This window comes from Mesocryomonas lacus (assembly GCF_055730105.2).
Genome location: NZ_JBUZWF020000006.1, coordinates 59,941 through 85,338 on the forward strand (window position 1 = coordinate 59,941; position 25,398 = coordinate 85,338).

The following is a 25,398-nucleotide window of genomic DNA, read 5'->3' on the forward strand; positions in this document are numbered from 1 at the left end:
GCGCCGAGGTCGAACGCCGTGACCTTCGGATCGGCGTGATCGCCGACGAAGACACGATAGAGCGTGACGTCGTCGCGGTCCTGGTCGGCCTCTTGTGCCATGGCGTTGGCCGCCAAGACGAGTGAGATGCCCGTCACGCACGTAAGAGTTCGCAGCATTGTCTTCTCCATTGAGTGGGGATGAAGGGGATAAGGGCCAGAAGGCGCTCAGTCGGCGGCGAAGGCCTCGACGATGGTCCGCGCATTGTGGCGCATCATGTCGGCGTAGCTGGACGCAGGGCCGTCGTCGGTGGACAGGGCGTCCGAGTAGAGCGTTCCGCTGAGGGTGAAGCCTGCCTCGGAGGCGATCTGCTCGACCAGCCGGGTGTTCGAGATGTTTTCGGCGAAGACCGCCACCGCACGTCGCTTGCGGATTTCGCGGATCAGGGACGCTACGTCGGCCGCCGAAGCCTCGGAGCCCGTAGACACGCCTTGCGGGGACAGGAACGTCACGCCGTAGTCGCGCTCGAAGTACCGGAAGGCGTTGTGGCCGATCACGCCGACGCGACGGTCGGCAGGAACCTTTGCCATCGCCTCTTTGATCTGGGTGTCGAGAGCCGAGAGCGTGGCCTGGTAGGTCCTGGCATTGGCATCGTAATCCTCGCAGTTGGCGCTGTCCGCCGCGCAGAAAGCGCTAGCGATGTTCCGGACGTACACCTTCGCGTTGCCGACCGATTGCCAAGCATGCGGGTCGTTGGGTGTGGCGTGGAAACTCGCCTGACCGTTGGTGAAGTGGTAGTGGCCGCCGTTCGGGTCGGTCAGGACATCGGCACCATCAGTCAGCTTCACCATGGGAGCCTGGGTACCGCTCGACTCGACAAGTCGCGGCAGGAAGCCTTCGAAGGCGAGGCCGTTAACGAGGACGACGTCGGCGCGGGCTAGTGCCCTTGCGTCAGCCGGACGTGGTTCGTAGACATGGGCGTCCGCGTTCGGACCTACGAGCGTGATCAGTTCGATGTGGTTGCCGCCAACCTGCTTTGCGAAATCGCCGATGACGGAAAAGCTGGCCACGACGCGTAACGGGTCGGCTAGCGCGTGCGTCGGCAGGGCAGATGCCACAAGGCATGACACGAGGCCGAACCTCAGGATGGTCATCTTCATAGGTTGCCTCACTGGTTGGGGTGGTTCCGAGGGAGACGGCACCGTGCCCGTTTCCGGGATGAAGGGATGCGTTCTCCGACGATCGTTCTCGCCGGGCCTCCAACACACACGCCCTTCGACCTGCCGTTCGATCTTTCCGACCCAAAGCGATGAAGCCTCCTAAACGTTATGTAATACCATTACAAGTTAGATGACGATTGCTGGCGATGTTCGTGGGGGATGCCGGGCGCGGATCGTATCCTCGGGTCAGCAGTTGCGGACTACCGCTTCGTCCTTCACCTCCGCAGAACTACGGCGAGCACGAACAACGCGCCCGCGGCGGACGTGACGATACCGACAGGAAGCTCCTGCGGGGCAAGGACCACACGGCTGGCAAGGTCGCTGACCAAAAGAAGGATGGCTCCGAGCAGCGCCGATGTCGCGACCAGTGCTCCGTGGCGTACGTCGACAAGCGCCCGGGCAAGATGCGGCACCGTGAGGCCGACGAAGCCGATCACTTTGCTGCGGCCGTGCTCCCAGTCGGGCATGCAACCGACACGGATGTCGACCTTCTTGTCGAGGAGATCATGGTCGTCGCGCGCGGGAAGAAGGCGGGGCGAGCCAGTTTTCGGGCGATGCTGGCCCACGGCAACCCGGACGCCGTGTCCAAGGACCAGGAACCCTGCAACGCTCGGTTCGACCTCAGTCCCTGGTCGCGAGCGTTGAAGCCGATCCTTGGCTATTGGCCCTTGGACAAGCTCGTGAAGCGTGACCGCGTTTTCGAGGACGGCGCCTACACGAGTATCCGGTACCAAGCGACCCCACTTGGCCAGGCAGTGTACGCCGCCATGCTCGCTGAGGATCTGAACTGATTTCTCCGGCATAAGGTAGCCAAGGGCCACCAACTGGGCGCTTCAATGCGCACTGGGAATGGCGAAGTTGGTTGGAAAGCTGGCTGTCCGCTTACTGACACCATAACCGTAAAGCCGCCGAGCCGGATGTCCGGAAGCCGTTACCGAGCATTCTGTCTAGGCAGGAGCTTCGATCCCGCCCGTGGTACCCGCGTGACGCCAAGCTGCCCGCACCATATCTAACCGGCGTTCTCAATGTTGTCTGCTGATCGGCCAGGCACTCGCCTCGCGATGCGTCTTACGTTTTTCGTCGCTGGATTCGGCGTCGCTTGCTGGGCGCCGCTTGTGCCGTTCGCCAAGTCCCGGCTCGGAGTGGATGATGGGACGCTTGGGCTTCTCCTCCTCTGCCTCGGCCTCGGCTCGATAGCCGCAATGCTGGCTGCGGGCCCGGCGAGCGCAAGGTACGGGAGCCGGCCCGTGATCCTTGCCGGCGGCTTCGGCTTGGCACTCCTTTTGCCTCTCCTCGCAGTGGCCAGCACGCCACTGACCTTCGGCCTGGCACTTCTCGCCTTCGGTGCTTCGCTCGGCTCGATCGACGTCGCGGCGAACACTCATGCGATCGAGGTGGAAAAATCGGCGGGGACGCCACTGATGTCCGGCTTCCATGCCCTCTTCAGCATCGGTGGCTTCTCCGGGGCGACATTCATGACGTCGCTCCTTTCCGCATCGTTCAGCGTTCTTACCGCAACCCTCATGGCCGCAGCCGTGATGGCAGTCTCCATGGCTGTCGCATGGCCCCGTTTCCTGAAGTCAGTTCAGGCGAGTGACGGGCCGCATTTCGCGCTGCCACGTGGCATTGTCCTTCTTCTCGCAGCGCTTGCGGCGATCATCTTCTTCGTTGAGGGCGCCGTCCTTGATTGGAGTGCGCTCCTCATCACCGGGGCGGGTCTGGTCGAGACGAGGCAAGGCGGCCTCGCCTACATGCTGTTCGCGATCGCCATGACTGGCGGCCGTCTGGTCGGCGATGCGTTGACGGCTCGGCTGGGAGATCGAAGGACGATCCTCTTCGGCGGGCTGGCGGCCGTACTTGGCTTCGTTGTCGTCCTGGGTGTACCCGTCGGATGGCTGGCCCTGTCGGGATTCGTCCTCGTCGGGCTCGGAGCATCGAACATCGTCCCCGTGCTGCTTCGGCTCGCGGGTTCTCAAACCATCATGCCCTCCGGGCTTGCGGTCGCCTCGATCACCACCGCTGGCTATACGGGCATGCTCGTCGGTCCCGCCGGCATCGGCTTCTTGTCCCATCACGTCGGGTTGCTAACGTCATTCTGGCTTCTGGCCGCGCTTCTCCTTGTCGTACCGCTTTGCGCCCGGGCCGCAACCATCCCCAGCAAATGAAGGAACCGCCACATGCGCCTTGGCACGAAGCCCGGAGTGCCAATGGCAATTATCCGCGAAGAACTCGTAGAAGGAGGTCGTCCAGGCGTCCGGACTGATCGAGGGTCTGAAGATCATCGCCTCCGCCGATGTGGGTCGAACCGACGAAAATCTGCGGCACCGTACGACGGCCGCCGCTGTGGGCGACCATGACGTTTGCCGCTTCTGGATCTCGATCGACGTCGATCTCGATGAAGGCAACTCCCTTCTCGGACAGGAGCGCCTTGGCTGCCTTGCAATAAGGGCAGTCCGAAGTCGTGTACATCAACACACCCGCGCCGTGCACGGGAGCCGTGTTGTCTTGCAACCAGGCGACGACTTCAGCGGCCGATCTGTTCGGAGGGAAGACCGGATAGAAGACGTGCTCAATCACACCATCCTTGATGACGAGGGTAAGCCGCTTGATCAGCCGCATGCCCTCCACAGCCATCGTTGGCAGGCGCAGCGTGTCGGTGAGCTTGAAATCGGCATCGCTTAGGATGGGGAACGAAAGCTTCAATCGGTCGGACAGCTCCTTCTGGTACTCCGGCGTTTGCGTGCTCAATCCGAAGACCGAGACGCCAAAGGCTGCAATGGCGTCCTTCTGGGTCTGAAACGACAAGGTTTGCGGCGTGCAGCCGCGAGCCCCGGGGATGTCGTTCTAACCTAGCGGTAACTCGACGCCGGGAACGCCGGTCATCGGATAGGCATAGACGACCGCGCGGCCCGGAAAGATGGAGAGGTCCACCACCTCGCCCGAGGTCGCGCGGAGCGCGATGCCCGGCATCTGCATGCCAGTCAGATGATCGGCCCCACCGTCGTCTACCGGGGGCGGCAGGTTGTCGGGAAGGGACATCGGATTCGTTGTGTTCGGGGAGTTGGTCATAAGGAGCCATCCTCGGTCATTGGTAACCCTGCCTTTTGGCACCCCGTCACGTCCTGGAAAGAGGTCCATTATGTAGAGCCATTCTGAGGAAATTTTACTGAACCACTTTCAGCAAGCGTGTTTGGAACCAACTTGCCGAGGATGGTGCGCAGGGTGCGGGCGGCCCCTTCCAACTCCTCACGGGAAAAGCCTCCGAAGCCAAGCATCAGTCCCGGTCGCCCCTTGGCGTCGCCGTACATCGGGGAGATCGGCCTAACCGAAACAGACGCGGCTTTTGCCTGCCGGGCGATTTCGATGTCGTCCGTGCCGTTTGGCAGCCACAGCAGGATGTGCATGCCCTGGTCACTCGGTTGGACGCAGCATCCTTCCGGGACATCCACGAGGGCGCTCAACAGGATCGTGCGACGCTCGGCGTAAAGACCGCGTATCCGCCGGATGTGGGCTTCGAGCGCGCCCTCCTTCATGTAGGCGGCCAGGACACACTGGTCGGCCGTCGGGGAGTGCCTGTCGAGGATGGCACGGGCACCCGTGAACGCGCGGACGAGCGGTTTCGGCGCGAAAACGTATCCGAGGCGCAGGGAGGGAAACAGGACCTTGCTGAACGTGCCAAGGTAGATCACCCGCGATGTGCAAAGTCCCTGCATGGACGGAAAGGGATGGCCCGCGTAGCGCAGCTCGCTGTCGTAGTCGTCCTCGACGATCCAGGCCCGTCGCGTTTGCGCCCACCCGATCAGCGCCTGTCGCCGTGCCATGTTTAGGGGCATGCCCAAGGGGTATTGATGGGACGGCGTCACGAAGGCTGCCCGCGCCTGTGGGCAGGCATGGACGCCGGCGGCGACATCGATGCCTTGCTCGTCGACCGGGACGCGATGGACCTGCACTTCAAGGTCGTCCAAAACTGCGGTGAGGCCCGGATACGCAGGATCCTCGGCCCACACCGCATCGCCCCGCGCAAGCAACACCCGACCTGCCATGTAGAGGCCCTGCTGAGTGCCCGACGTCACGACCACCTGGTCGGGCTCGCAACGAACGGCCCGCGCCCGTCGAACGTGATCGGCGATCGCCTCCCTCAGCTCGGGAAGGCCCTGTGGGTCGGCGTAACTCGCCGGGCCGGCACATCCCGATCTGCGCAACCGGTTGCCCAGTTGCCGCCACCTGTCGTCCGGCTCGATGCCGCAGGCCGGAACGGCGACCGCGAAAGGGATGGGCGGTGCGGCTCCATCGCGTCTGCACGGCCGCCAACCGCGCCACCGAAGCGGGAAGGTCGGCATCACCTGGATCGGGCGAGCCCATGCCGCCGGATGCCGCCTGCGTCATGGATTGGATGTCGCTCAGGTCTGAGGCGACTGAGGTCCCGGCGCCCACCGAAGCTTCGAGATAGCCTTCCGACCGCAACTGCTCGAAAGCCTCCACGACCGTTCCCCGGGAGATGCCGAGCGAGGCGGCCAACGCGCGTGTCGAGGGCAGCCGCTCGTTGGCGGACCTGAAGGACACCCGCCCCCGCTGCGTGCTGGCCCGGATACCGCTGGTTGAAAGTACCGAAACGCCGGGAACGTTTTATCTTGCGCGCTCGGACGGAGATCGTCATGCTGGGATGCTTCGGCAGACGAAGCACGGCAACAAGCTGGCCGAGATGCTTCGCCTCGATACCCTTTTCGAACCGTTCACACGCATTCCGGCGAAGGAGGGCGGGGTGGACATCGAGGGCATCGCGGTTTCGGGGAACCGTCTCGCGCTCGGGATGCGCGGACCCGTCATCCGCGACTACGCGGTTCTGCTGGAGGTGGGAATCGAAGCGGAATCGGACGGTACTCTGAAGCTGCCGTCGCCTCCGATGAAGCGGCTTCTTGACCTGGAGGGCCTCGGCATCCGGGACCTCAAGCAGCGTGGCGACGACCTGCTGATCCTCGCAGGGCCGACGTCGAGCCTATCGGGTCCGTGCGCGCTCTATGTTTGGCGGAACTGGGTCAACGAGCCCGCGTCCGGGGCGGACACGGTCTTGGTCCATCGACCCGAACGGCTGATCGACCTTCCATACGGAAGGGGAGTCGATCACCCGGAGGGCTTGGCTCTTTGGGGCAAGGATGGCGGGAGGAACCGGATACTTGTCTTGTGTGACAGTCCGGCGCCCGCCCGCTTCGCGGATGGACCGGCGACGTTCCTCGCCGACCTGTTCGAGTTGCCCGACTGATTGCCGGCCCAGCATCAGGTAGCTGAAGCCACCGCACTGCTCGGCAAATGTCCAGACCAGTGCCTGCCCTAAAACGGTCATTCGAACGCGCCTTGCCAGTCGTAGAGCGCTGCCGTCGTGGCATATTCCCGTAGATACGAGAGCTTGCCGTCGTACAGCTTCGCGATGGTCGCGCCGTTAAAGCTCTTTTCCTCACTGCGCCACGAGTAATGGAAGGTCCATTCCGCAGTCTCACCCTCGGGCGAAGATCGTAGATCGTGGACTGTCCAATCGATGACCCGACCGTCCTCGGCCAGCCACCTCGAGACCCACCGTTCAACCCAGTAGTGCCCGCGGTAGATCGGTCCGAAACTTTCGATGACGACGCAATCCTGGGTGAGCGTTCCGAGGATCGCGGACAAGTCGTGTGCTCGCCAGCCGGCGATATATTGCTCCAATGGCGTCATCAGTTTGCTGCCTTTCCGTGGATCCACCTCGATACGGCATGCCAACGCTTCGTGCACGAGGCCAGGTTGTCAGCGAGCGGCACGCGCCTGCCTCACCTCGAGCTACGAGGATCGCGGGCGTGGCGTATCACTGGAGCCGGCGCATGCCCACGGCGAGGCCAACTACCGCGCAAACCCTCAAGGTATCAGCACGCGGCGCCGGAAAAGATTTCCGATCCGGGTGGAAAGGCGACAGTCAGCTTCTGGACGCCACAAGCGGGAAGCAGACCATAACCGAGCTCGACGAGCCAACCGATGGGCGGCCGACAATGTGTGGTTTTTCTTACCCACGATAGCGCAGGGCCTCGACGATGACGTTGAAGGCCGGCGAGGACTGCCGGCGGCTCGGGTAGTAGAGGTGGTAGCCTTGAAATGGGGGGCACCACTTGCTCAGCACTTGAACCAGTTGGCCCTCGCGGATGCAGGAACGTGCCTGCTCCTCGGGAAGGTACGCAACGCCAAGGCCTGCCAAAGCGGCGTCCATGATCGGCCCGGAGCTGTTGAAGACGAGCTGCCCGTCGACCCGCACCTTCAGTTCACGCCCGTCTTTTTCGAACTCCCAGGCGTACAAGCCGCCGTAGGTCGGCAGGCGCAGGTTGATGCAGTTGTGACTGAGGAGGTGCTGCGGCTTCGTCGGCTTTGGGCACCGGGCGAAGTAGGACGGCGCGCCCACCACCACCATGCGCATCTCGGGCCCGACCGGCACTGCGATCATGTCCTTCGCCACCTGCTCCCCGAGACGAATGCCCGCGTCGAAGCGGTCCGCGACGATGTCCGTCAAGCCGTAGTCAACGGTGACCTCGACCTTGATGTCTGGGTACTCCGGCAGGATCCGGCCAAGGGCGGGCGAGATGATGGCGTCCACGGCGTGCTCGTCGGCGTTGATGCGGATCGTGCCCGCCGGCTTGTCACGATACTCGCTTAGGGCATTCATCCCTGCGACGATGCCTTCGAACAAGGGGCCCACGGTCCGGAGCAGACGCTCGCCCGCTTCGGTCGGCGAGACGCTGCGGGTGGTGCGGGCGAGGAGGCGAACGCCGAGCCGTGTCTCGAGCTGGCGGACTGTGTAGCTGAGCGTCGGCTGCGAGACGCCGAGCTTAGCCGCCGCGCGCGTGAAGCTGCGCTCCTCCGCCACTGCGAAGAAGGCCTTCAGGTCACTCAGGTCGTCGCGGCCATTCATAGATAACATCTATAGCCTCGTGCGGATTGGGCTGTCTAATCCTGAGCCCCTTCCTGACTTATGTTTTGACCGAGACGCGGCGGCAACCTCTGAAGCCATGCCTCGTGATCGCCCGCGAACCATCGTCCATTCACGACAGAAGGGGACCGAACTGATGAAGCTGCTGTCCGCGTTGTTATTTGCCCTCACGATAGGAACTTCAGCAATGGCCCAGGAAACCGCCACCCCCGCTAGCCCCCTTAGAGAACCCTCGGCCCTTTCCTCTGCCGACATTCAGGCGGTCGCTCCGGCTCTGGCCCGCTATGGACAGCAGGACATCGCCGCCAGTCTCTGGGAGCGCCCGCAGCTATCTCCCCGTGACAGAAGCCTCGTTACCGTCACCATCCTGATCGCGCGTAACCAGACAGTGGACCTTGCCCACTACATGGACGTTGCCCTCGACAGCGGCGTGACACCTCGCGAACTGTCCGAGGCGATCACCCATCTTGCCTTCTACTCGGGCTGGTCGAGCGCCATGTCCGCAGTATCCGTCGCCAAGGACGTCTTCGCCGCCCGCGGCATTGGAGGCGATCAGTTGCCGCCCGCCTCGCCGGAGCTTCGCCCCATCGACATGCAGGCGGAGGCAAAACGCGTGACCAGCGTCGAAGGTCTTGTAGGGACCGCGTCCCCGGGCCTTGCCCAGTACACCACTGACCCGCTCTTCCGAGACGTTTGGCTGCGCCCCGATCTCTCCCCGCGTGACCGCAGCCTCGTCACCATCACGTCGCTGATGGCCAATGGTCAGGTCGCACAGCTCCCGGGCCACTTGAACCGCGCCTTGGACAATGGCCTGACGAAGGACCAGGCGGGCGAGGTCGTTACCCAAGTCGCCTTCTACGCGGGCTGGCCAAACGCCTTCTCCGCCGGCCCCGTCGTCAAGGACGTGCTCGAAAGCCGACCTGACTGAGCGCAACCTGCAATCAGCCACGGCCCAGGGCCGTTTTGTCCCTTAACTTTTGAAGGTACCACCATGAAAAACACGCTCATCGCCGCCACGTTTGCCGTCGCAGGCGCCACCTCCGCCTCCGCTCAGGAGATTCGGGTTTTCCCGAGTGGCTCTGCCCCGTCGATGATGGCCGATCCCAAGAACTTCTCCGGCCAAGTGGTCGTCGACCTGCTCGTGCCGTCGGGCGTCGAGACGCCCGCGTCGTCCGGGCTGGTGAACTTCGCTCCCGGCGCCCGCACGGCGTGGCATAGCCATCCAGTTGGGCAGATGCTGATCGTCACCTCGGGCAAGGGATGGGTCCAGCGGGATGGTCAGCCGCGCCAGGACATCAAGCCCGGCGACGTCGTGTGGATCCCGGCGGGGATCAAGCACTGGCATGGCGGAACCGACACGAACGCCATGAGCCACGTCGCCGTCACGTACATCCAAGACGGCAAGAACGCCGACTGGATGGAGCTTGTGACCGACGAAGAATACGCCGCCCGCTGACGCACCATGCGCGGAGCCGGCCAGCCCGATCCGGCTCCTCGCCGCAGCGTAGTTCTTCTCGTCTTTCTCGGCCATCGGCCCGGGCCCATGCTGCCGTCCCCCTTCGATCGGGGACGGCAGCATGGGGCTCAGCGGCTCAGGAAAATCCCATGAGAAATGATTTCCGCCTGCGCGACGCGCTGACATCCATTGCGGTCGCCGCCCTTATGGCGGTGTCCTCGCCCGTCCAGGCTCAAGCACCCCTTGAGGTGACCACTGCGGGTGGACCTGTCATCGGCACGGCAACCGACGGCATCGAATCCTGGCTTGGCATTCCCTACGCCGCGCCACCTGTCGGACCGCACCGCTGGCGCCCGCCCGAGCCCGCCGCGGCATGGACGGTGCCATTGAAGGCCAACGCACCGTCCAGCGCATGCGCCCAGAACGCCGATCTCGGCATATTCGCGCGCGCCGGCGGCAGCGAGGACTGCCTCTACCTCAACGTTTACCGGAGCGCGCAGGCCGCGGCGTCGGGTCAAGACCTTCCGGTGTTCGTGTGGATCCATGGTGGCGCCTTGCAGGTGGGCGACGGCGGCCACTACGACACGACAAAGCTGACCACCGAGGGCAAGGCGGTCGTCGTCACGCTCAATTATCGGCTTGGCACCTTCGGCTTCCTGTCGCACCCCGATCTCGACGGCGAAGGACACGACTTCGCCAACTACGGCCTGATGGACCAGCAGGCCGCGCTTCGGTGGGTGCAGCAGAACATCGCCCGGTTCGGTGGCGACCCTGCGAATGTGACGATCTCGGGTGAATCCTCGGGCGGCAACAGCGTTATGGCGCACATCGCGTCGCCATCGTCGGCGGGCCTTTTCCAGCACGTCGTCGCCATGAGCGGCGCCGGCATCATGACCCGCCATCCCGCGTTCGGTGCGCCGCGGCCGCTCGACGTGGCGCGAGACGTCGGCACCGCCTTTGCCGAGGCCACCGGGTGCGCCTCCGGAGGGGCCGACTGCCTGCGCGGCCTGTCCACCAAGCGGGTCCTCGACGCCCAGACGCCTTTCCTGCTCAACGAGTTCATCATCGATGGCAAGGTGCTTCCGATCCATCCCGCCGACGCCTACCGTTCCGGCGAGATCAACCGCGTGACCCTCGTGCACGGGTCGACGCGGGACGAGGGGCGCTTCTTCGTCGCCCTTCCCGAGCTCGCGACCGGGAAAGCACCGACGGACGAAGACTACCCTGTCTGGATCGGGCGCCAGTACGCCGCCCTCGCGCCAAGGGTACTCGAGGAGTATCCCCTCCACGACTACGACAGTCCGAGCGAGGCGTTCGCCGCGGCGAGCACGGACAGCATGTTCGCGTGTACCGGATTGGCGATGAGCCGGGCGTTGGCCGACAAGATCCCGGTCTATGCCTACGAGTTCGGCGACCGCACCGCACCGTCCTATGTAGGGCCGACGACGTTCCCGCTCCTTGCAGCGCATACCTACGAGCTGCCCTACGTCTTCACGGGCTTTCGCGGCGGCGGATATGCCCAGGTCAAGTTGAACCCGTTGCAGGAGAAGCTATCCGACAAGATGGTCGGCTATTTCGCGAACGTCGCTAAACTGCCGTCGCAGGGGACGGAGTGGCCTAAGTTTGATCCTGCTCGCGAGAACGTCATGACCTTCGCGCTCCCGGCTTCGAGGCTGGTATTGGGACGCTTGGCCAACGCACATCACTGCGAATTCTGGGACCGGACGGGCACTTATTGATGTCCGCCTCGGGATGCGACACAGAGGTGCAGGCAGTCCACTATCCGACCGCGCAACCGGAGTGCCGTCGCACGCTCCGATTCGACCAGTACTCCGCTCAAACTCTATGCCGGAGCGCTTCGAGAACGAGCGAAAACGCGGCCGACGGTTGGCGACGGCTGGGATAGTAGAGGAAATACCCAGGGAACGGATCGCACCAATCCTGAAGGACACTGACCAGTGAGCCGGAGCTCACGTAAGGCTCGACGTACTCCTCGGGAAGATAGGCCAGGCCCATTCCGTCCAACGCTCCCAAGCGAGCCAGGGTGTTGGAGTTGACCAGAAGCTGGCCCTCCACGCGCACGTTCACGGCACGTCCCAACTTCTCGAACTCCCAGACCGCCCATCCGCTGTTTGCCGTGTAACGTAGGTTGATGCAGTTGTGCTCAGCCAGATCGTGAGGGGTGACGGGCGGCTTGCGGGACCTGAAGTATCCGGGCGACCCGACGATCGCCATCCGTGTGTCAGGGCCGATTCGGGCAGCCACCATGTCCTGCGCGACCGTCTCACCGAGGCGAACGCCGGCGTCGAAGCGCTCAGCTACGATGTCGACGAAGCCGGCGTTGACGCTGATCTCCACGCGTAGGTCCGGATAGTCCGGGAGGAGCTTGGCGATCGCCGGAAGAATGATCCCTTCGGCGGGCGTATCGCCCACGGTAATGCGCACCGTACCCGCGGGCTTGTCTCGGACGTCCGTCAGGGCGGAAAGACCTGCTTCGATCCCGTCGAAGTGGGGCGAGATGGTCTTGAGGAGGCGTTCTCCCGCCTCGGTCGTCGAAACGCTGCGCGTTGTCCTGTTCAACAGTCGCACGCCGAGCCTGGCTTCGAGTTCCCGCATCGTATGGCTGAGGGCCGGCTGCGAGACGCCCAGTTCCTTGGCGGCCCGGGTGAAGCTGCCGGCCCTGGCTACAGCCAGGAAGGCGACGAGATCGCCGACGTTCTCCCGCACGACTGATAACCCCTGTTTATAGCTCCATGCGAGATCTACCGTCTAATGGGGACCGCGTACAGGCACTAGTTCTTGATCGAACGCCGGCCCGCAGGTTGGCCAACAACATCGCCAACCCCGTCAGGAAGCCCCATGCACGCCACGATCCTCTCGCTCTCCATGCTCCTCGCCTCGGCATCCATCGTGATGCTGCCCGATCGCCACGCCTTCGCCCAGGACATGTCCAACGGCGCGAACAACTTCTACAAGAGCGACACCGTCGACGCGCAGAAGGTCTCCTTCCGCAACAAGATCGGCATGAACGTCGTCGGCAACCTTTTCGTGCCAAAGGCCCTCGACCGCAGCACCCAGGCATCGGCGATCGTCGTGGGCCATCCGATGGGCGCCGTGAAGGAGCAGAGCTCCAACCTCTATGCTCAGAAGCTCGCCGAGCAGGGCTTCGTCACCCTGTCCTTCGACCTGCCGTTCTGGGGAGAAAGCGATGGCATGCCCCGCAACACCGTGGCTCCGGAGCTCTACGCCGACAGCTTCAGCGCGGCCGTGGACTTCCTGTCGACGCAGGCTTTCGTGAACGCCGAGAACATCGGCGTCCTCGGCATCTGCGGCAGCGGCAGCTTCGCCCTCAGCGCCGCTCAGATCGATCCGCGCATGAAGGCGATCGCGACGGTCAGCATGTACGACATGGGCGCCGCCAACCGCGATGGCCTGCGCAACGGGGTGACGCTGGAGCAGCGCAAGGCAGGTATCGCGGCTGCGGCGGAGCAGCGGATGGCCGAGTTCACGGGGGTGCCCGTCGCCTACACGGGCGGGACGGTCACCGAACTGACAGCGGACGCCCATCCCATCCAGCGTGAGTTCTATGACTTCTACCGCACCTCGCGTGGCGAGTTCACGCCGCCCGGCCAGCCAAGCGTGCCGACCACCCAGCCCACCCTTTCGAGCAACGCGGCCTTCATGAACTTTTATCCCTTCGCGGCGATCGAGACGATCTCGCCACGCCCGGTCTTGTTCATCGCCGGGAGCGAGGCGCACTCGATCGAGTTCAGCGAGGACGCCTACCAGCTCGCAGCCGAACCGAAGGAACTGGTCATCATCCCGGGGGCCGGCCACGTCGACCTCTACGACCGTACGGGGCTCATCCCCTTCGACAAGCTGACCGAGTTCTTCCGCGGCAACCTTAGCTGACCTTCGAACAGGGACGGGTCTCGTATCCGTCTGCCAGTGACTCGCCGACACACAATGGCGCGTCACGCCAACCCACGATCCCACAGGAAACACCATGTCCAATCCGAGCCGTTTCGTCGGCAAGGTCGCCTTGGTCACGGGGGCGGCCAATGGCATCGGTCGCGCCACTGCTCTCGCCTTCGCCGTAGAGGGGGCAAAGGTTGCCATCCTCGATCGCAGCGAGGCGTCCCTCCGCGGCACCGCCGACGCCATCGCGAGCGCTGGCGGCGAAGTCCTCGTCCTTGCCTGCGACGTCTCCCGGCCAGAGGAGGTCGAGGCCGCGGTCGCACGCGTCGTCGAACGGTTCGGGCGGCTCGACTGCGCCTTCAACAATGCCGGCGTCGAGAACGAGGCTGCCCCGCTCCACGAGATTGACCTGGAGGAATGGGACCGGGTCCTCGGCATCAACCTGCGCGGTACCTTCGTGTGCATGAAACACGAGATCGCTCAGATGCTGCGCCAAGGCGGCGGCGTGGTGGTGAACACTTCGTCGGGCGCCGGGGTGCGCGGCGTCGCGGGAGGCGCCTCCTACTCGGCGTCCAAGCACGCGATGATCGGGATGACCAAGTCCGCCGCGCTCGACTACGCCAAACTCAACATCCGGGTTAACAGCGTCTTGCCCGGCAACATCGACACGGAGATGATGGACCGCTTTACCGACGGCGACATCCAGAAGGCCATAGACCTCGAGCCCGTCGGCCGGCTGGGCAAGCCTGAAGAGATCGCGGAGGCCGTCCTCTGGATGTCCTCGGACCTCGGCGCCTTCGTGACCGGGGCGTCGATCGCCGTCGACGGTGGTTGGTCGCTCTGACCGTTCGCGGCCCGAAGGCCACAGAGGATATCGGAAAGGAACCCTATAATGCGCAGACGTTACGCCGCCGCCCTCCTCGCCCTATTCATCACGGAACCCGCCATGGCCCAGCAACCCATCCAGATCACCTCGCAATGGGGGAACGTGACGGCTGAACTCGCCGACAACGAGGCCGCTCGCTCGCTGGCGGGAATGCTGCCGCTCACGATCCAGATGGGCGATCATCTCCGTCAGGAGAAGACGGGCGACCTGCCGTCACCGCTTCCGGAAGGCGCGCGCCAGCGCGACTTCTCTTCGGGAACGCTCGGGCTCTGGGGATCGAGCGACTTCGTGATCTACTACCGGGACGGCCGCGTTCCCCTGCCGGGCATCGTGATCCTCGGCAAGGTCACCGGAGACGTCTCGATCTTCGATCGACCGGGCGAGATCACTGTCAAACTAACGCGCTGACACCGTAACTGGCGTTTAGCCATTGGAGACGGTCGTCAGAACATGATGTAGCCTCTGGCCGCTGAGCGTCGACTTGACGGATACCAGCTCCGCCAAGTCGAAGTCGTTCACCTGATCGCGGCATTGCGGCGGGGATTAGGTCTCGTCTGCGAGCAGACCGAAGCGAAACGACGAGGATGCCGCATTGGCCAATGTCTCCAGGCACGATCGTCAGATCAATACGGTTTCGGTCGCCCTAATCAAGGCTGAGCGCAACGGCTTCAGGATTGCCGTCATCGGCCGGACGATCGCCATAATGGCGATCGCTCTGGCCTCGCTGTTCGCGTTCTACTTTCCGATCAACGTCGCCGTGGCATTTTCCACGACGATGATCGCGGTCGGCGGGCTCGCCTCGCTCCTGGCAGTCGGCACACGCTTTGAAATGGCGACGAGGTTTGCGCTCTTCGCGTTCGATGCAAGCGCGGTGACCTGTCTCCTGGCGTTTGTTCCGCTGAGCAGCGGCGACGACATTCCCCAGAACCTCGTGTTCCTGACCAGTTCCACCCAGCACTATTATCTGGTCGTCGCCGCATCCGCCCTGACGCTGTCACCGACCCTTGTCCTCTGGACGGGAGCCTGGGCCGTCTGCGGCCTCCTCTTCGCGACCGGATGGATCGTGCATGGGATGGAGCAGGTTCTGACCTACAGCGACCTGCCGATCGCACCGACGCGCGACGTCTACTTCCAGATCGTGCTTAGCGCAAACTTCATCGGCCTTGCATCGAGGATGCAGGAGGCCCTCATCATCGCCTTGATGACCGCCACGGCTGCTCTAGCCGTCCATCGCGCCAGGGGGGTCGTGAAGGATCATGCGAACGCCGATGCCAGCCATCGCCATGTCCGCAATCTCTTCCAACGCTACGTTCCCGCGCCCGTGCTGCGGGAACTGCTCGACGAAGGCCATCTCGTTCCGCAGACAAGGGAAACGACCCTGCTGTTCGCGGACATAGAGGGCTTCACGCGACTGTCGGAGACAATGCCTCCCGTGCAGATCGTCTCTCTCCTGAACGAGCTGTTCACCGCGGTCACGGGCATCGTCGACCGATACGACGGTGTCGTCATCAACTATGTGGGCGACGCCGTCATCGCGTCCTTCAACGCCCCGCTTCCAACCGAGAACCACGCGGACAAGGCGATCGACGCGTCGCGGGAGATACTGGCGATGGTGGAGGAGCGTCGGTTCGACGGCGTCGCGATCCGCCTCCGGATCGGCATCGCCACAGGCAGCGTGGCGGCCGGGACGGTCGGCGCAGATGAACGGCAGGTCTACACACTCTACGGAGATGCGGTGAACCTGTCCCAGAGGCTGCAAGAGCTGAACAAGCTGAAAGGTACGAGATGCCTCATAGCGGGAGGTACCGTCAGCAGGGCTGTCAAAGACCACCGCTTGCAAAGTCTGGGAGAGGTCGAGATCCGCAATCTGTCCGCTGCAACTGAGATATTCAGTTTCCAATAACTGCCGCAGAAGCTAGCGGACACGTTCACCTCGCTGATCGGCTGTGGCGGAGACTGTATCGGTTGCCCTCGAGGACGTGCCGATGGCTGGTTGGAACGACGCGGTTTGCTTACCTGAAAGCGAGACACGGCTCGACCATCTTCACACCAGGCTGGCCATGCGTGACCTGATCAGCATTCGGCGTAAAGGCGCACGCGGTCACTCCCGCGTGTCTCCCATCCTCAGGCCACGTCTGGGAGGCTCCCGATCAGCTGGTCCAGGGTGATCGGGTAGGACCGAACACGGATGCCCGTAGCGTTGTAGATCGCGTTGGCGATCGCTGGCGCGACGCCGGTCAGGCCCAGTTCGCCGACGCCCTTGGCCTTGAGCGGCGATATCGTCGGATCGACCTCCTCTACGAAGAAGGCATCAAGATGCGGGATGTCGGCATGGACCGGGACCTCGTAGCCGGCGAGGTCGTGGTTCACGAAGAAGCCGATCCGCTTGTCGACCGCCATCTCTTCCATCAGAGCGGCGCCGACGCCCATCACCATGCCGCCGATCACTTGGCTGCGCGCCGTCTTGGGACTGAGGATCCGGCCCGCGGCGCAGACCGCGAGCATGCGGCGGACGCGGATCTCGCCTGTGTGGGCGTCGACCCCGACCTCGGCGAAATGCGCGCCGAAGGTCTGCTGCGCGTACTCCTTCGACAGGTTGCCGAACTCCATCTTATCCTCGACGATGATGTCGCCGGCCGCTGCGGCCTGTCCGAGCGGCACCGCGCGGTTGCCCGAGCTGACGTTGCCGTCGGCAAACGCCGCATCGGCCGAGTTGAAGCCGAGCCGCTGCGCCACGGCTTCCCGCAGCTTCACGCAGGCGGCGTACACGCCTGCCGTGACCGAGGCTGCTCCCTGCTGTCCGCCGGAACCCGGCGTTTCGGGAAAGCTGGAATCGCCGAGCCTGACAGCCACCATCGATAGCGGCACACCCATCATCTCAGCAGCCGTCTGCGCGACGATCGTGTAGGATCCAGTCCCGATGTCGGTCATGTCGGTCTCGACCGTCACCAAGCCATCCCCATCAAGCCGAACCCGGGCTCCGGCCTTGCTGATCGGGCCGCCGCGGATTGCCCCCGCCATGCCCATCCCGACAAGCCATTGCCCGTCGCGGACGCTGGCAGGCATCGGCTTGCGACTGTCCCAACCGAAGCGCTCTGCGCCTGTACGCAGGCATTCGACGAAGTTCCGGACGGAGAAAGGGCGCTCGGGCTTTTCGGGATCGGCCTGCGTGTCGTTGAGTATGCGAAACTGGACAGGGTCCATTCCAAGCTTCTCGGCCATCTCGTCCATGGCGATCTCCAGCGCCATCAGGCCGGGCGCCTCGCCGGGCGCCCGCATGGCGTTGCCTTCGGCAAGGTCGAGCACGGCGAGGCGGTTTCGCGTCATCCGATTCGCGCCGGCATAGATCGAACGTGTCGAGAGGGTCGAGGGCTCGGTCCGGCCACCCGGCTGGTTGCCGCTCCAGTTCTCATGCCCGATGGCCGTGATGGTGCCGTCGCGTTCCGCGCCGATCCGGATGCGCTGGATCGTCGCCGGGCGGTGGATGGTGTTGTTGAACATCAAGGGGCGCTGAAGCGTGACCTTGACCGGACGCCGCGCCGCCCTGGCCGCCAACGCCGCCAGGACGAGATCTGACTGAACGGTGCCCTTTCCCCCGAAACCGCCGCCGATGAACGGCGATTGCAGATGGATGCTCTCCTTCGGGATGCCCAAGGTCTTGGCGAGATCGCGAAGCCCCCAGTTCATCTGCTGGATGGAGGTCCGGCAGGTCAGCCGGTCGCCGTCCCACCAAGCGATCGTCGCGTGGGGCTCCATCATGGCGTGGGCTTGGTCGGGCGTCTCATAGGTTTCGTCCACCTTGACGGGCGCGGCGGCGAAGGCTCCATCAAAATCGCCGACCGAGGTCTCAGGCGGTCCGCCGAACTGCGCCTTCTCCGCGACCGGCGCGGTCTCCACCTGCGCGGCGAGGTCGAACGAACCCTGCTCCCTCGTGTACTTAACGCGAACGAGCTGGGCGGCGGCGCGAGCCTCTTCGAACGTCCGGGCGACCACCACGGCAACGGCCTGGTGGTAGTTATCGATCTCGGGAGCGGCGAGGAACCGCTGGACATAGAACTCGCCCTTTCCCAATGGGCCGGCGTTCTCATGCGTCACGACCGCGAGCACGCCGGGCGACGCCATGGCCGCAGTGGTGTCGATTGAGGCGATGCTGCCCTTGGCGATGGCCGAACCAAGGATAAAGCCGTAGGCGGCATCCTGGGGCAGGTCCTTCCATTCGTAGGCGTAGGTCGCGGTCCCCGTGGTCTTCAATCGACCTTCGATGCGGTCGACGGGCTGACCAACCACCTTCATCTGGTCGATTGGGTTCGTTTCCGCGGGTGTGTCGAACTTCATGGGATCGATTCCTAGCCTGTCCCGCCACCACGCCGAGCATTGGCTCGACCAGCGGAGTCTTGAACGCGTTGTTGCCGTTCGCTTGTCATGGGCAAGCAGTCGCTTTTCGACGACGTTTGCCGCCACCTGTCATCAAGATGACCGATATTGATGGGACTCGACGGGTAGCACCTCGAGAAGATGCGGCAGCCAGTAGCCCGCAAAACGACGCAGGCCTCACTATGGACGATAGGCGGCGGCGTGGAGGCGGTGTGGATCGTCCTCGAGGACGTGCCGATGGCTGTCGGGACCGATGCGGTCCACATTGCTGAGATCGAGCAACAGCTCGACCAACTTTGCGTCAGGCCCGACTACGGAGGGCCCGACCAACTCCTGGCGTCACGGCGCGCTAGGAAGGTCCCGCGCGCGCCGGTCATTCCTCAGGCTACGTCCGGGAGGTCTTCGATCAGCTTGTCCAGCGTGATCGGGTAGGATCGGACACGGATGCCCGTGGCGTTATAGACCGCGTTGGCGACCGCCGCGCCGACGCCGCAGAGGCCGAGTTCACCGATGCCCTTTGCCTTCATCGGCGAGGATCGCGGATCGGTCTCGTCGAGGAAGATCACCTCCTGGTGCGGGATGTCCGCGTGGACAGGAACCTCGTAACCCGCGAGGTCGTGGTTGACGAAGAAGCCATGCCGCTTGTCTAAGGCGAGCTCTTCCATCAGCGCGCCACCGACGCCCATGGTCATGGCGCCGATCACCTGGCTGCGGGCCGTCATCGGGTTGAGGATGCGGCCGGCCGCGCAGACGGACAGCATCCGGCGCACGCGCACCTCCGCCGTCGACACGTCGACTCCCACTTCCACGAAATGGGCGCCGAACGTCGATTGCTGCTCGGCGTCGGTGAAGGCGGTATCCCATTCCATCGTGTCTTCCGCGACCAGCTCGCCATCGGCCGCCGCATCCGTCAGGCTGACCGAACGATTGCCGGACCGCACTTCGCCGTCCGCGAAGACCAGATCGTCCGCCGAGTTGAAGCCGAGTTTGGCGGCGATTACTTCCCGCAGCTTGACGCAAGCGGCGTAGACGCCCGCCGTGGACGAGTTGGCGCCGAACTGGCCCCCGGACCCCGCCGATACGGGAAAGCTGGAGTCGCCTAGATTAACCGCGACGCGGAAAGAGGCAGCCCCATCATCTCGGCCGCCGTCTGCGCGATGATCGTGTAGGAGCCTGTACCGATGTCGGTCATGTCCGTCTCGACGGTGACGATACCGTCCTGCCCCAGGCGAACCCGAGCACCGGAAGGCAGCGTCATGTTGTTGCGGAAGGCCGCGGCGACGCCGACGCCGACCATCCACTGCCCGTCGCGGACCTGGCCCGGCCGGGGATTGCGGGCATTCCAGCCGAAGCGCTCGGCGCCCTGGCTCAGGCACTGAACGAGCTGACGCTCCGAGAAGGGCCGCTCCGGTTTCATCGGATCGACCTGCGTGTCGTTGAGTGCCCGGAACTCGACCGGATCCATCCCGAGCTTCTCGGCCATCTCGTCCATGGCGATCTCGAGCGCCATGAGGCCCGGTGCTTCCCCGGGGGCGCGCATGGCGTTGGCTTCCGGCAGATCCATCTTGGCGAGCCGGTTGGACGCCAGACGATGAGCGCCGGCGTAGAGCAGCTTCGTCTGCGCGACGGCGTCCTCGGGATCGCCGCCGGTCAGGTTGCCGGACGCGCTCTCATGGCCGATCGCGACGATGCGACCGTCCTTGCCGGCGCCGATCCGGATGCGCTGGATCGTGGCGGAGCGGTGCGTCGTATTGTTGGGAATCATGGGACGCGTCAGCGCCACCTTCACCGGGCGCTTGGCCGCCTTGGCTCCAAGAGCTGCCAGGACCGCATCGGTGCGCAGGAAGAGCTTGCCGCCGAAGCCGCCGCCGATGAAGGGCGAGATCAGGCGCACCTTATCCTTCGGCATATTCAGCGTCGTGGCGAGATCCGTCACGCTCCAGTCGATCATCTGGTTCGACGTCCAGACGGTCAGCTCGTCCCCGTCCCAGCGCGCGATGGAGGCATGGGGCTCCATGGCGGAATGGCTTTGGCTCGGCGTCGTATACTCTTCGTCGAGCTTGACCTGCGCATCGGCGAAGGCCTTGTCGAAATCGCCGTGGCGGTCTTCTCCCGGAGTCGCGCTGCCCTCGCTACCGCTGCGCACGACAAGCGAAGCGTCCTTGGCCAATCCCTTCAGATCGAACTGCCCATCCTCGCTGATGTAGTCGACCCGAACGAGGCTTGCGGCCGCCCGCGCCTCCTCGAAGGTACGCGCCACGACGAGCGCGATAGCTTGGTGGTAGTGTTCGATCTCGGGGCCGCCCAGCAGCTTGGCGACGTTGAACTTGCCCTTGCCAAGCGGCCCGGCGCTCTCAGCCGTGACGATGGTTATAACACCTGGCGCGCGCCGTGCCTCGTCGAGCTGCATGGCGGAAACCCGGCCCTTGGCGATCGCGCTCCCAACGACGTAGCCGTAGGCAGTATCAGGACCGACATCATGGCGCTCGTAGGCATAGGGCGCGGTACCCGTCACCTTGTGGCGACCGTCGATACGCTCGTGCGGCTGGCCGACGACCTTCAACTGGTCGATCGGGTTGGTGCCGGCGGTTTTGTCGAACTTCATGGGGTCAGCTCCTCGCCTGCGCCATCACCGCGCCGAGCGTGCGCTCGACCAGCGGGATTTTGAACGCGTTGTGTTCCGTCGGCTCGGCATCGGCCAGAAGCCGTCCGGCGGCCGTCTTCGCGCCATTGGCAAAAGCCGCATCGGCTCCGTCGACACGCCAAGGCTTGTGGGCGACGCCGCCGACCGCAAAGCGGCCAGTGCCGTCCGGCTGAACGACGGCGGCGACCGAGATCAGCGCGAAAGCGTAGGACGCGCGATCGCGGACCTTGCGATAGATGTGCCTGCCGCCGAGAGGTTTTGGGAGCGTCACCGCGGTGATGAATTCGCCCGCCTCCAACACGGTCTCGATGTGGGGCGTATCGCCGGGCAGGCGGTGGAAGTCGGCCATCGGAATGGTGCGCGTCGCGCCGTCGGGCTTCACCGTCTCGACTTCGGCATCGAGCACCCGGAGCGCGACATTCATGTCGGACGGGTTGGTCGCGATGCAGGCCTCGCTGACGCCCACGACGCCAAGCTGGCGCGAGTAGCCTTCGAGCGCCGAACAGCCGGAGCCCGGGGTGCGTTTGTTGCAGGGCATGTTGGTGTCGTAGAAGTAGGAGCAGCGCGTGCGCTGGAGCAGGTTGCCCGCCGTCGTCGCGCGGTTGCGGAGCTGGCCCGAGGCGCCGGCGACGATCGCCCGCGTCAGCACGCCGTAATCCCGCATCACGCGCGCATCGGCAGCGAGATCCGTGTTGCGCACGAGTGCACCGATGCGAAGCCCGCCCTCCGGCGTCGCCTCGATCGTGTCGAGCTTGAGCCCGTTCACATCGATGAGGTGTGCGGGCGTCTCGATCTGAAGCTTCATCAGGTCGAGCAGGTTGGTGCCGCCCGCGATGAACTTCGCGCCCGGAGTGGCACTTGCGGCCTTGGCGGCTTCCGCGGGAGAGGTGGCGCGTTCGAACGTGAAGGATTTCATGCTGGCCTCCCGGCGACGTCGGTCATTGCTTCCGCGATGTTGGAATAGGCGCCGCAGCGGCAGATGTTGCCGCTCATCCGCTCGCGAAGCTCGACGTTCGACGCATCGGGCGAGGTCGCGAGATCAGCCGTCACATGGCTCGGAATGCCCGCCTTCACTTCGGCCAGCACCGCGACCGCAGAGACGATCTGGCCAGGCGTGCAATAACCGCACTGGTACCCGTCGTGCTTTACGAAGGCATCCTGCATCGGGTGGAGGTTGTCGGGGGTGCCGAGCCCCTCGATCGTGGTCACCTCGTCGCCCTCGTGGAGGACGGCAAGCGTAAGGCAGGAGTTGATCCGCCGTCCGTTGACCATCACCGTGCAGGCGCCGCACTGACCGTGGTCACAGCCCTTCTTGGTCCCGGTCAGGTGCAGGTGCTCGCGCAACGCATCGAGGAGCGAGGTGCGCAGGTCGAGGTCGAGTTCGCGCCGCTCGCCGTTGACGGTGAAGGACACCTTCGACGTCACGGGGGGTAGATCGCCCCCTTCGGACGCCTGCGCGTAAGACGAGGACGGGACGGCCAAGGCCGCCGCACCGGCGGAGACGCCTACCATCAAGTCCCGGCGGTTCAATTCAAGGTCGGTCGATCTCATCGTGGTTTCCCCGGTTGAGTGTTCGGTTGGACCACCCTCCATCCCGAATGGTTTCGGCCGGCCGACGATGTCGGCGTACGAGGCATGGGCAGCCCGATGCAGTTTGAAACTAGTCTAAACTGCGCGTTTGATTACCGCTCAAAAGCTGAATGCTCCTATGAGCGGCGGTTATGAATGGGCGGGAGGAAATAGCCGCTTTGGGAGGCGCCAGTCACAGCTCACGTCGGCTCGTGTCGCTAGACTGGGGACAGTCCGCAAGCTTCAGGCGCTCTGCGCGTTTCCGGCTTTCCGCGCCATGACCGCCATTCCGGCAGAGCAGCAGAGAAGGACGGCACTGAGGATGAAGGTGCTTCGGTAGCCGCTGTGATCGAAGAGCACGCCCCCTGCCGTGGCGCCAAGGGTGATGGCGAGCTGGATCACCGCCACCATGAGGCCGCCCCCGGCGTCCGCGTCTTCCGGCACCGTCCGGGACAGCCACGTGCCCCAGCCGACGGGCGCCGGGACGCTGATGAGTCCCCAGAGACCGAGAAGGATTGCCGTCGCGGTAGTAGAGGCGCCGAGCAGGACCAGTGCGACGGCTATCGCCGCCATTCCCAACGGGATGAGGATGAGGACGGAGAACAGTCGCGAATTCAGGAGCGCGCCGACCAAGGACGTGCCGACGAGCCCCGTCAAGCCAATGACCAGAAGCAATAGCGACAGGACCGAGATGTCGACCCGGGTGACGGTTTCGAGGAATGGGCGCAGGTAGGTGAAGAGGGCGAACTGGCCCATGAACAGCAGGAAGATGGCCGCCATGCCGTAGGCGACCGCCGGATGCCGCAGCAGGCGGAAGACATTGCCCGCTGGCTTTGCCTCCGGCTCCGGCGGCATGGAGGGCATCGACAGGAGCTGCCAGACGATGGCGAGAACTGCGAGTGGCACCACCGCGAAGAAGGCGCCACGCCAACCGATGATGCTGCCGAGGTAGCTTCCGAGCGGAGCGGCGACCGTGGCCGCGAGCGCGTTTCCCCCGTTCAGCATCGCAAGCGCCTTCGGCACCGCGTCACTCGGCACGAGGCGCATGACGGTCGCGGTGCTCATGGACCAGAAGCCTCCGATGGCGATCCCGAGCAGCGCGCGGCCGGCCATCATCACCAGATAGGTCGGGGCGAGCGCAACGATCGCTCCGGAAAGGATCAGGAGCGACGTGTAGAAGAGCGTCACGGCGCGTCGATCGTAGCGTGTAACGAGGGCGGAACCGAACAGGCTGGTCAGGACGGCGAAGACACCCGAGATCGAGATCGCCTGCCCTGCCTGCCCCTCGGTGATCCGCAACGTTTCCGCGATGGGGGTGAGCAGGCTGACGGGCAAGAACTCGGATGCGATGAGGACGACGACGCCGAGCGACATCGACAGGACAGCGCCCCAGGCGGCGGGCCCGGCGGAAGCAGGTGCCTCGGTTCGGATGGCTATGGACATGAGGGTCTCTCAGTTTGACGGCGGTCGCCTGCGCGTCGGGCAGACGACCGTCTCGTTCGGCAGGCAACTTCTCCGGCCTTCCCGTCGAAGTCAGTGCTGGAGATAAGCCCCCGGGGTGAGTGGCACTATCCTGGAAGATCGACATGCTATGATAAACGCAGCTTATCAATCGTATCCCGCTTGCTGGCGCTGTTGCACCGTGGTCGGCGACCGTGATCCGCGAGCCGGGGCATTGCTACCCACCCATCGCGGCATTGCCTGAGCTAGCCGGCCTCGGCCGTCCGGTCAAAGAGCTCACGTAAAACGCGGCGATCGCCGGCAGGGCAACCACGCCTGCCCAATGCCCGAAGAACGGGGCGACCGCGGTCGTGAAGTCCCAGAAGTCGAGACTGTAGGTGAAGGTGAGCTTGCCCCACACGTCCAACACGGACCAACTCCAGAGGCCGAAGGCACCGAGAACCGCAGTGACCAGGCGAAGTGCCGAGGTGCGCTTGGCGTTCGTGGGACCAAGTCCAAGCGTGTTGCGGACCAGGGTCATCACCCGCGTCCAGTGAAGCCCGACATGAACGCCGACGACGACCATCACCCAGTAGGCCGCGAACCAATGGATGTCCCGCAGGGAGATGCTGTCTTGAATCGGCAGGGCGGCGAACACCGACTTGGAGATAACCACGCTCGTCACGAGGAGCACCGCCATGTTGATCACCAACACCAGATGCAGGATCAGCTTCAGGACGCGACGACCGTTGTATCGTCCGTGCGCCAGGTTCGCGAACCAATGGCGGTTCACCACAAGATGCAAGGCAAGCAGGGCGAAGACGGCCGTGCCGAATAGTTCGTGGGCGATGTTCCCGAGCCACCAGTACGCCAACGACAGGAGGAGCCCCGCTGCCATGGCAGCAGGAAGTCCCAAGCGCTGGGCGACGACGGCGGAGACCGGACCCCTTCCACGGTGGCCGCGGAGGG

The 25,398-nt window shown here is 64.4% G+C and carries 21 protein-coding genes and 2 pseudogenes; 9 read left to right on the plus strand and 14 right to left on the minus strand.

What is annotated here, in order from left to right:
* Window positions 1-206: 206 nt before the first annotated feature.
* The gene (aztC, locus tag ACZLZQ_RS19305; RefSeq protein WP_472950754.1) at window positions 207-1,139 is read right to left on the minus strand and encodes a zinc ABC transporter substrate-binding protein AztC; all 933 of its coding nucleotides are present in this window, start codon (window positions 1,137-1,139) and stop codon (window positions 207-209) included.
* Window positions 1,140-1,414: 275 nt separating this feature from the next.
* The gene (locus ACZLZQ_RS19310; protein ID WP_472950755.1) at window positions 1,415-2,002 is read right to left on the minus strand and encodes an iron chelate uptake ABC transporter family permease subunit; all 588 of its coding nucleotides are present in this window, start codon (window positions 2,000-2,002) and stop codon (window positions 1,415-1,417) included.
* Between the two features lie 222 nt (window positions 2,003-2,224).
* Between ACZLZQ_RS19310 and ACZLZQ_RS19315 the strand changes: the two genes are divergently transcribed.
* Window positions 2,225-3,364, plus strand: a complete 1,140-nt coding sequence (locus ACZLZQ_RS19315; RefSeq protein ID WP_472950756.1) for an MFS transporter — start codon at window positions 2,225-2,227, stop codon at window positions 3,362-3,364.
* A gap of 49 nt (window positions 3,365-3,413) precedes the next feature.
* Here ACZLZQ_RS19315 and grxC read toward each other — a convergent pair whose 3' ends face one another.
* The 3 genes and pseudogenes from grxC to pdxR all read right to left on the minus strand — a co-directional run.
* Window positions 3,414-4,037 carry a glutaredoxin 3 gene (grxC, locus tag ACZLZQ_RS19320; protein ID WP_472950919.1) on the minus strand — a complete coding sequence of 208 codons (624 nt, stop codon included), beginning with the start codon at window positions 4,035-4,037 and terminating at the stop codon, window positions 3,414-3,416.
* A 6-nt stretch (window positions 4,038-4,043) separates the two neighbouring features.
* Window positions 4,044-4,268 carry a thioredoxin domain-containing protein gene (locus tag ACZLZQ_RS19325; RefSeq protein WP_472950757.1) on the minus strand — a complete coding sequence of 75 codons (225 nt, stop codon included), beginning with the start codon at window positions 4,266-4,268 and terminating at the stop codon, window positions 4,044-4,046.
* 68 nt (window positions 4,269-4,336) lie between these two features.
* Window positions 4,337-5,747, minus strand: a pseudogene (pdxR, locus tag ACZLZQ_RS19330) (MocR-like pyridoxine biosynthesis transcription factor PdxR); the annotation flags it as partial.
* Between pdxR and ACZLZQ_RS19335 the strand changes: the two are divergent.
* Entirely contained in the window at window positions 5,698-6,459 is a 762-nt protein-coding gene (locus tag ACZLZQ_RS19335; protein WP_472950758.1) for a DUF3616 domain-containing protein, read from the plus strand. The pseudogene pdxR and the gene ACZLZQ_RS19335 sit on opposite strands and share 50 nt — an antisense overlap.
* Before the next feature lie 77 nt (window positions 6,460-6,536).
* Here ACZLZQ_RS19335 and ACZLZQ_RS19340 read toward each other — a convergent pair whose 3' ends face one another.
* Together ACZLZQ_RS19340 and ACZLZQ_RS19345 are read right to left on the minus strand one after the other, a co-directional pair.
* Window positions 6,537-6,905, minus strand: coding sequence for a nuclear transport factor 2 family protein (locus ACZLZQ_RS19340; RefSeq protein ID WP_472939472.1), 369 nt, complete (start codon window positions 6,903-6,905; stop codon window positions 6,537-6,539).
* Between the two features lie 322 nt (window positions 6,906-7,227).
* On the minus strand, window positions 7,228-8,124 hold the full coding sequence (locus tag ACZLZQ_RS19345; protein ID WP_472950759.1) for a LysR family transcriptional regulator: 897 nt from the start codon (window positions 8,122-8,124) through the stop codon (window positions 7,228-7,230).
* Between the two features lie 151 nt (window positions 8,125-8,275).
* Here ACZLZQ_RS19345 and ACZLZQ_RS19350 point away from each other — a divergent pair, with 151 nt between their 5' ends.
* The 3 genes from ACZLZQ_RS19350 (at window position 8,276) to ACZLZQ_RS19360 (ending at window position 11,337) form a co-directional block, all read left to right on the plus strand.
* A complete protein-coding gene (locus tag ACZLZQ_RS19350) occupies window positions 8,276-9,070 on the plus strand; it encodes a carboxymuconolactone decarboxylase family protein (RefSeq protein WP_472950920.1) in 795 nt (264 codons plus the stop codon).
* A 63-nt stretch (window positions 9,071-9,133) separates the two neighbouring features.
* Window positions 9,134-9,598, plus strand: a complete 465-nt coding sequence (locus tag ACZLZQ_RS19355) for a (R)-mandelonitrile lyase (RefSeq protein WP_472950760.1) — start codon at window positions 9,134-9,136, stop codon at window positions 9,596-9,598.
* A 149-nt stretch (window positions 9,599-9,747) separates the two neighbouring features.
* Window positions 9,748-11,337 (plus strand): carboxylesterase/lipase family protein, encoded by a 1,590-nt coding sequence (locus ACZLZQ_RS19360; RefSeq protein WP_472950761.1) that lies wholly within the window; start codon window positions 9,748-9,750, stop codon window positions 11,335-11,337.
* 97 nt (window positions 11,338-11,434) lie between these two features.
* On the opposite strand, the gene ACZLZQ_RS19365 is transcribed toward ACZLZQ_RS19360, so the two are convergent.
* Window positions 11,435-12,325, minus strand: coding sequence for a LysR family transcriptional regulator (locus ACZLZQ_RS19365; protein WP_472939476.1), 891 nt, complete (start codon window positions 12,323-12,325; stop codon window positions 11,435-11,437).
* 132 nt (window positions 12,326-12,457) lie between these two features.
* Here ACZLZQ_RS19365 and ACZLZQ_RS19370 point away from each other — a divergent pair, with 132 nt between their 5' ends.
* The 4 genes from ACZLZQ_RS19370 to ACZLZQ_RS19385 all read left to right on the plus strand — a co-directional run bounded on the left by ACZLZQ_RS19370 (window position 12,458) and on the right by ACZLZQ_RS19385 (window position 16,305).
* Window positions 12,458-13,510, plus strand: coding sequence for an alpha/beta hydrolase (locus ACZLZQ_RS19370; protein WP_472950762.1), 1,053 nt, complete (start codon window positions 12,458-12,460; stop codon window positions 13,508-13,510).
* A 94-nt stretch (window positions 13,511-13,604) separates the two neighbouring features.
* Window positions 13,605-14,360, plus strand: coding sequence for a glucose 1-dehydrogenase (locus ACZLZQ_RS19375; protein WP_472939478.1), 756 nt, complete (start codon window positions 13,605-13,607; stop codon window positions 14,358-14,360).
* A 48-nt stretch (window positions 14,361-14,408) separates the two neighbouring features.
* Entirely contained in the window at window positions 14,409-14,810 is a 402-nt protein-coding gene (locus tag ACZLZQ_RS19380; protein WP_472950763.1) for a cyclophilin-like fold protein, read from the plus strand.
* A 184-nt stretch (window positions 14,811-14,994) separates the two neighbouring features.
* Complete coding sequence (locus tag ACZLZQ_RS19385; protein WP_472950764.1) at window positions 14,995-16,305, plus strand: adenylate/guanylate cyclase domain-containing protein; 1,311 nt, start codon at window positions 14,995-14,997, stop codon at window positions 16,303-16,305.
* Window positions 16,306-16,526: 221 nt separating this feature from the next.
* Here ACZLZQ_RS19385 and paoC (ACZLZQ_RS19390) read toward each other — a convergent pair whose 3' ends face one another.
* From paoC (ACZLZQ_RS19390) to ACZLZQ_RS19415, 6 genes and pseudogenes are all read right to left on the minus strand, one after another.
* Window positions 16,527-18,737 carry an aldehyde oxidoreductase molybdenum-binding subunit PaoC gene (paoC, locus tag ACZLZQ_RS19390; protein ID WP_472950765.1) on the minus strand — a complete coding sequence of 737 codons (2,211 nt, stop codon included), beginning with the start codon at window positions 18,735-18,737 and terminating at the stop codon, window positions 16,527-16,529.
* Window positions 18,738-19,156: 419 nt separating this feature from the next.
* A pseudogene (gene paoC, locus ACZLZQ_RS19395) lies at window positions 19,157-21,381 on the minus strand (aldehyde oxidoreductase molybdenum-binding subunit PaoC).
* A 4-nt stretch (window positions 21,382-21,385) separates the two neighbouring features.
* Window positions 21,386-22,336 carry an FAD binding domain-containing protein gene (locus tag ACZLZQ_RS19400; protein ID WP_472950766.1) on the minus strand — a complete coding sequence of 317 codons (951 nt, stop codon included), beginning with the start codon at window positions 22,334-22,336 and terminating at the stop codon, window positions 21,386-21,388.
* Entirely contained in the window at window positions 22,333-22,971 is a 639-nt protein-coding gene (gene paoA, locus ACZLZQ_RS19405) for an aldehyde dehydrogenase iron-sulfur subunit PaoA (RefSeq protein WP_472950767.1), read from the minus strand. The genes ACZLZQ_RS19400 and paoA overlap by 4 nt, the downstream gene beginning before the upstream one ends.
* Before the next feature lie 261 nt (window positions 22,972-23,232).
* Window positions 23,233-24,432 carry an MFS transporter gene (locus ACZLZQ_RS19410; RefSeq protein ID WP_472950768.1) on the minus strand — a complete coding sequence of 400 codons (1,200 nt, stop codon included), beginning with the start codon at window positions 24,430-24,432 and terminating at the stop codon, window positions 23,233-23,235.
* A 235-nt stretch (window positions 24,433-24,667) separates the two neighbouring features.
* Window positions 24,668-25,327 carry a DUF4405 domain-containing protein gene (locus tag ACZLZQ_RS19415; RefSeq protein ID WP_472950769.1) on the minus strand — a complete coding sequence of 220 codons (660 nt, stop codon included), beginning with the start codon at window positions 25,325-25,327 and terminating at the stop codon, window positions 24,668-24,670.
* Window positions 25,328-25,398 lie beyond the last annotated feature (71 nt).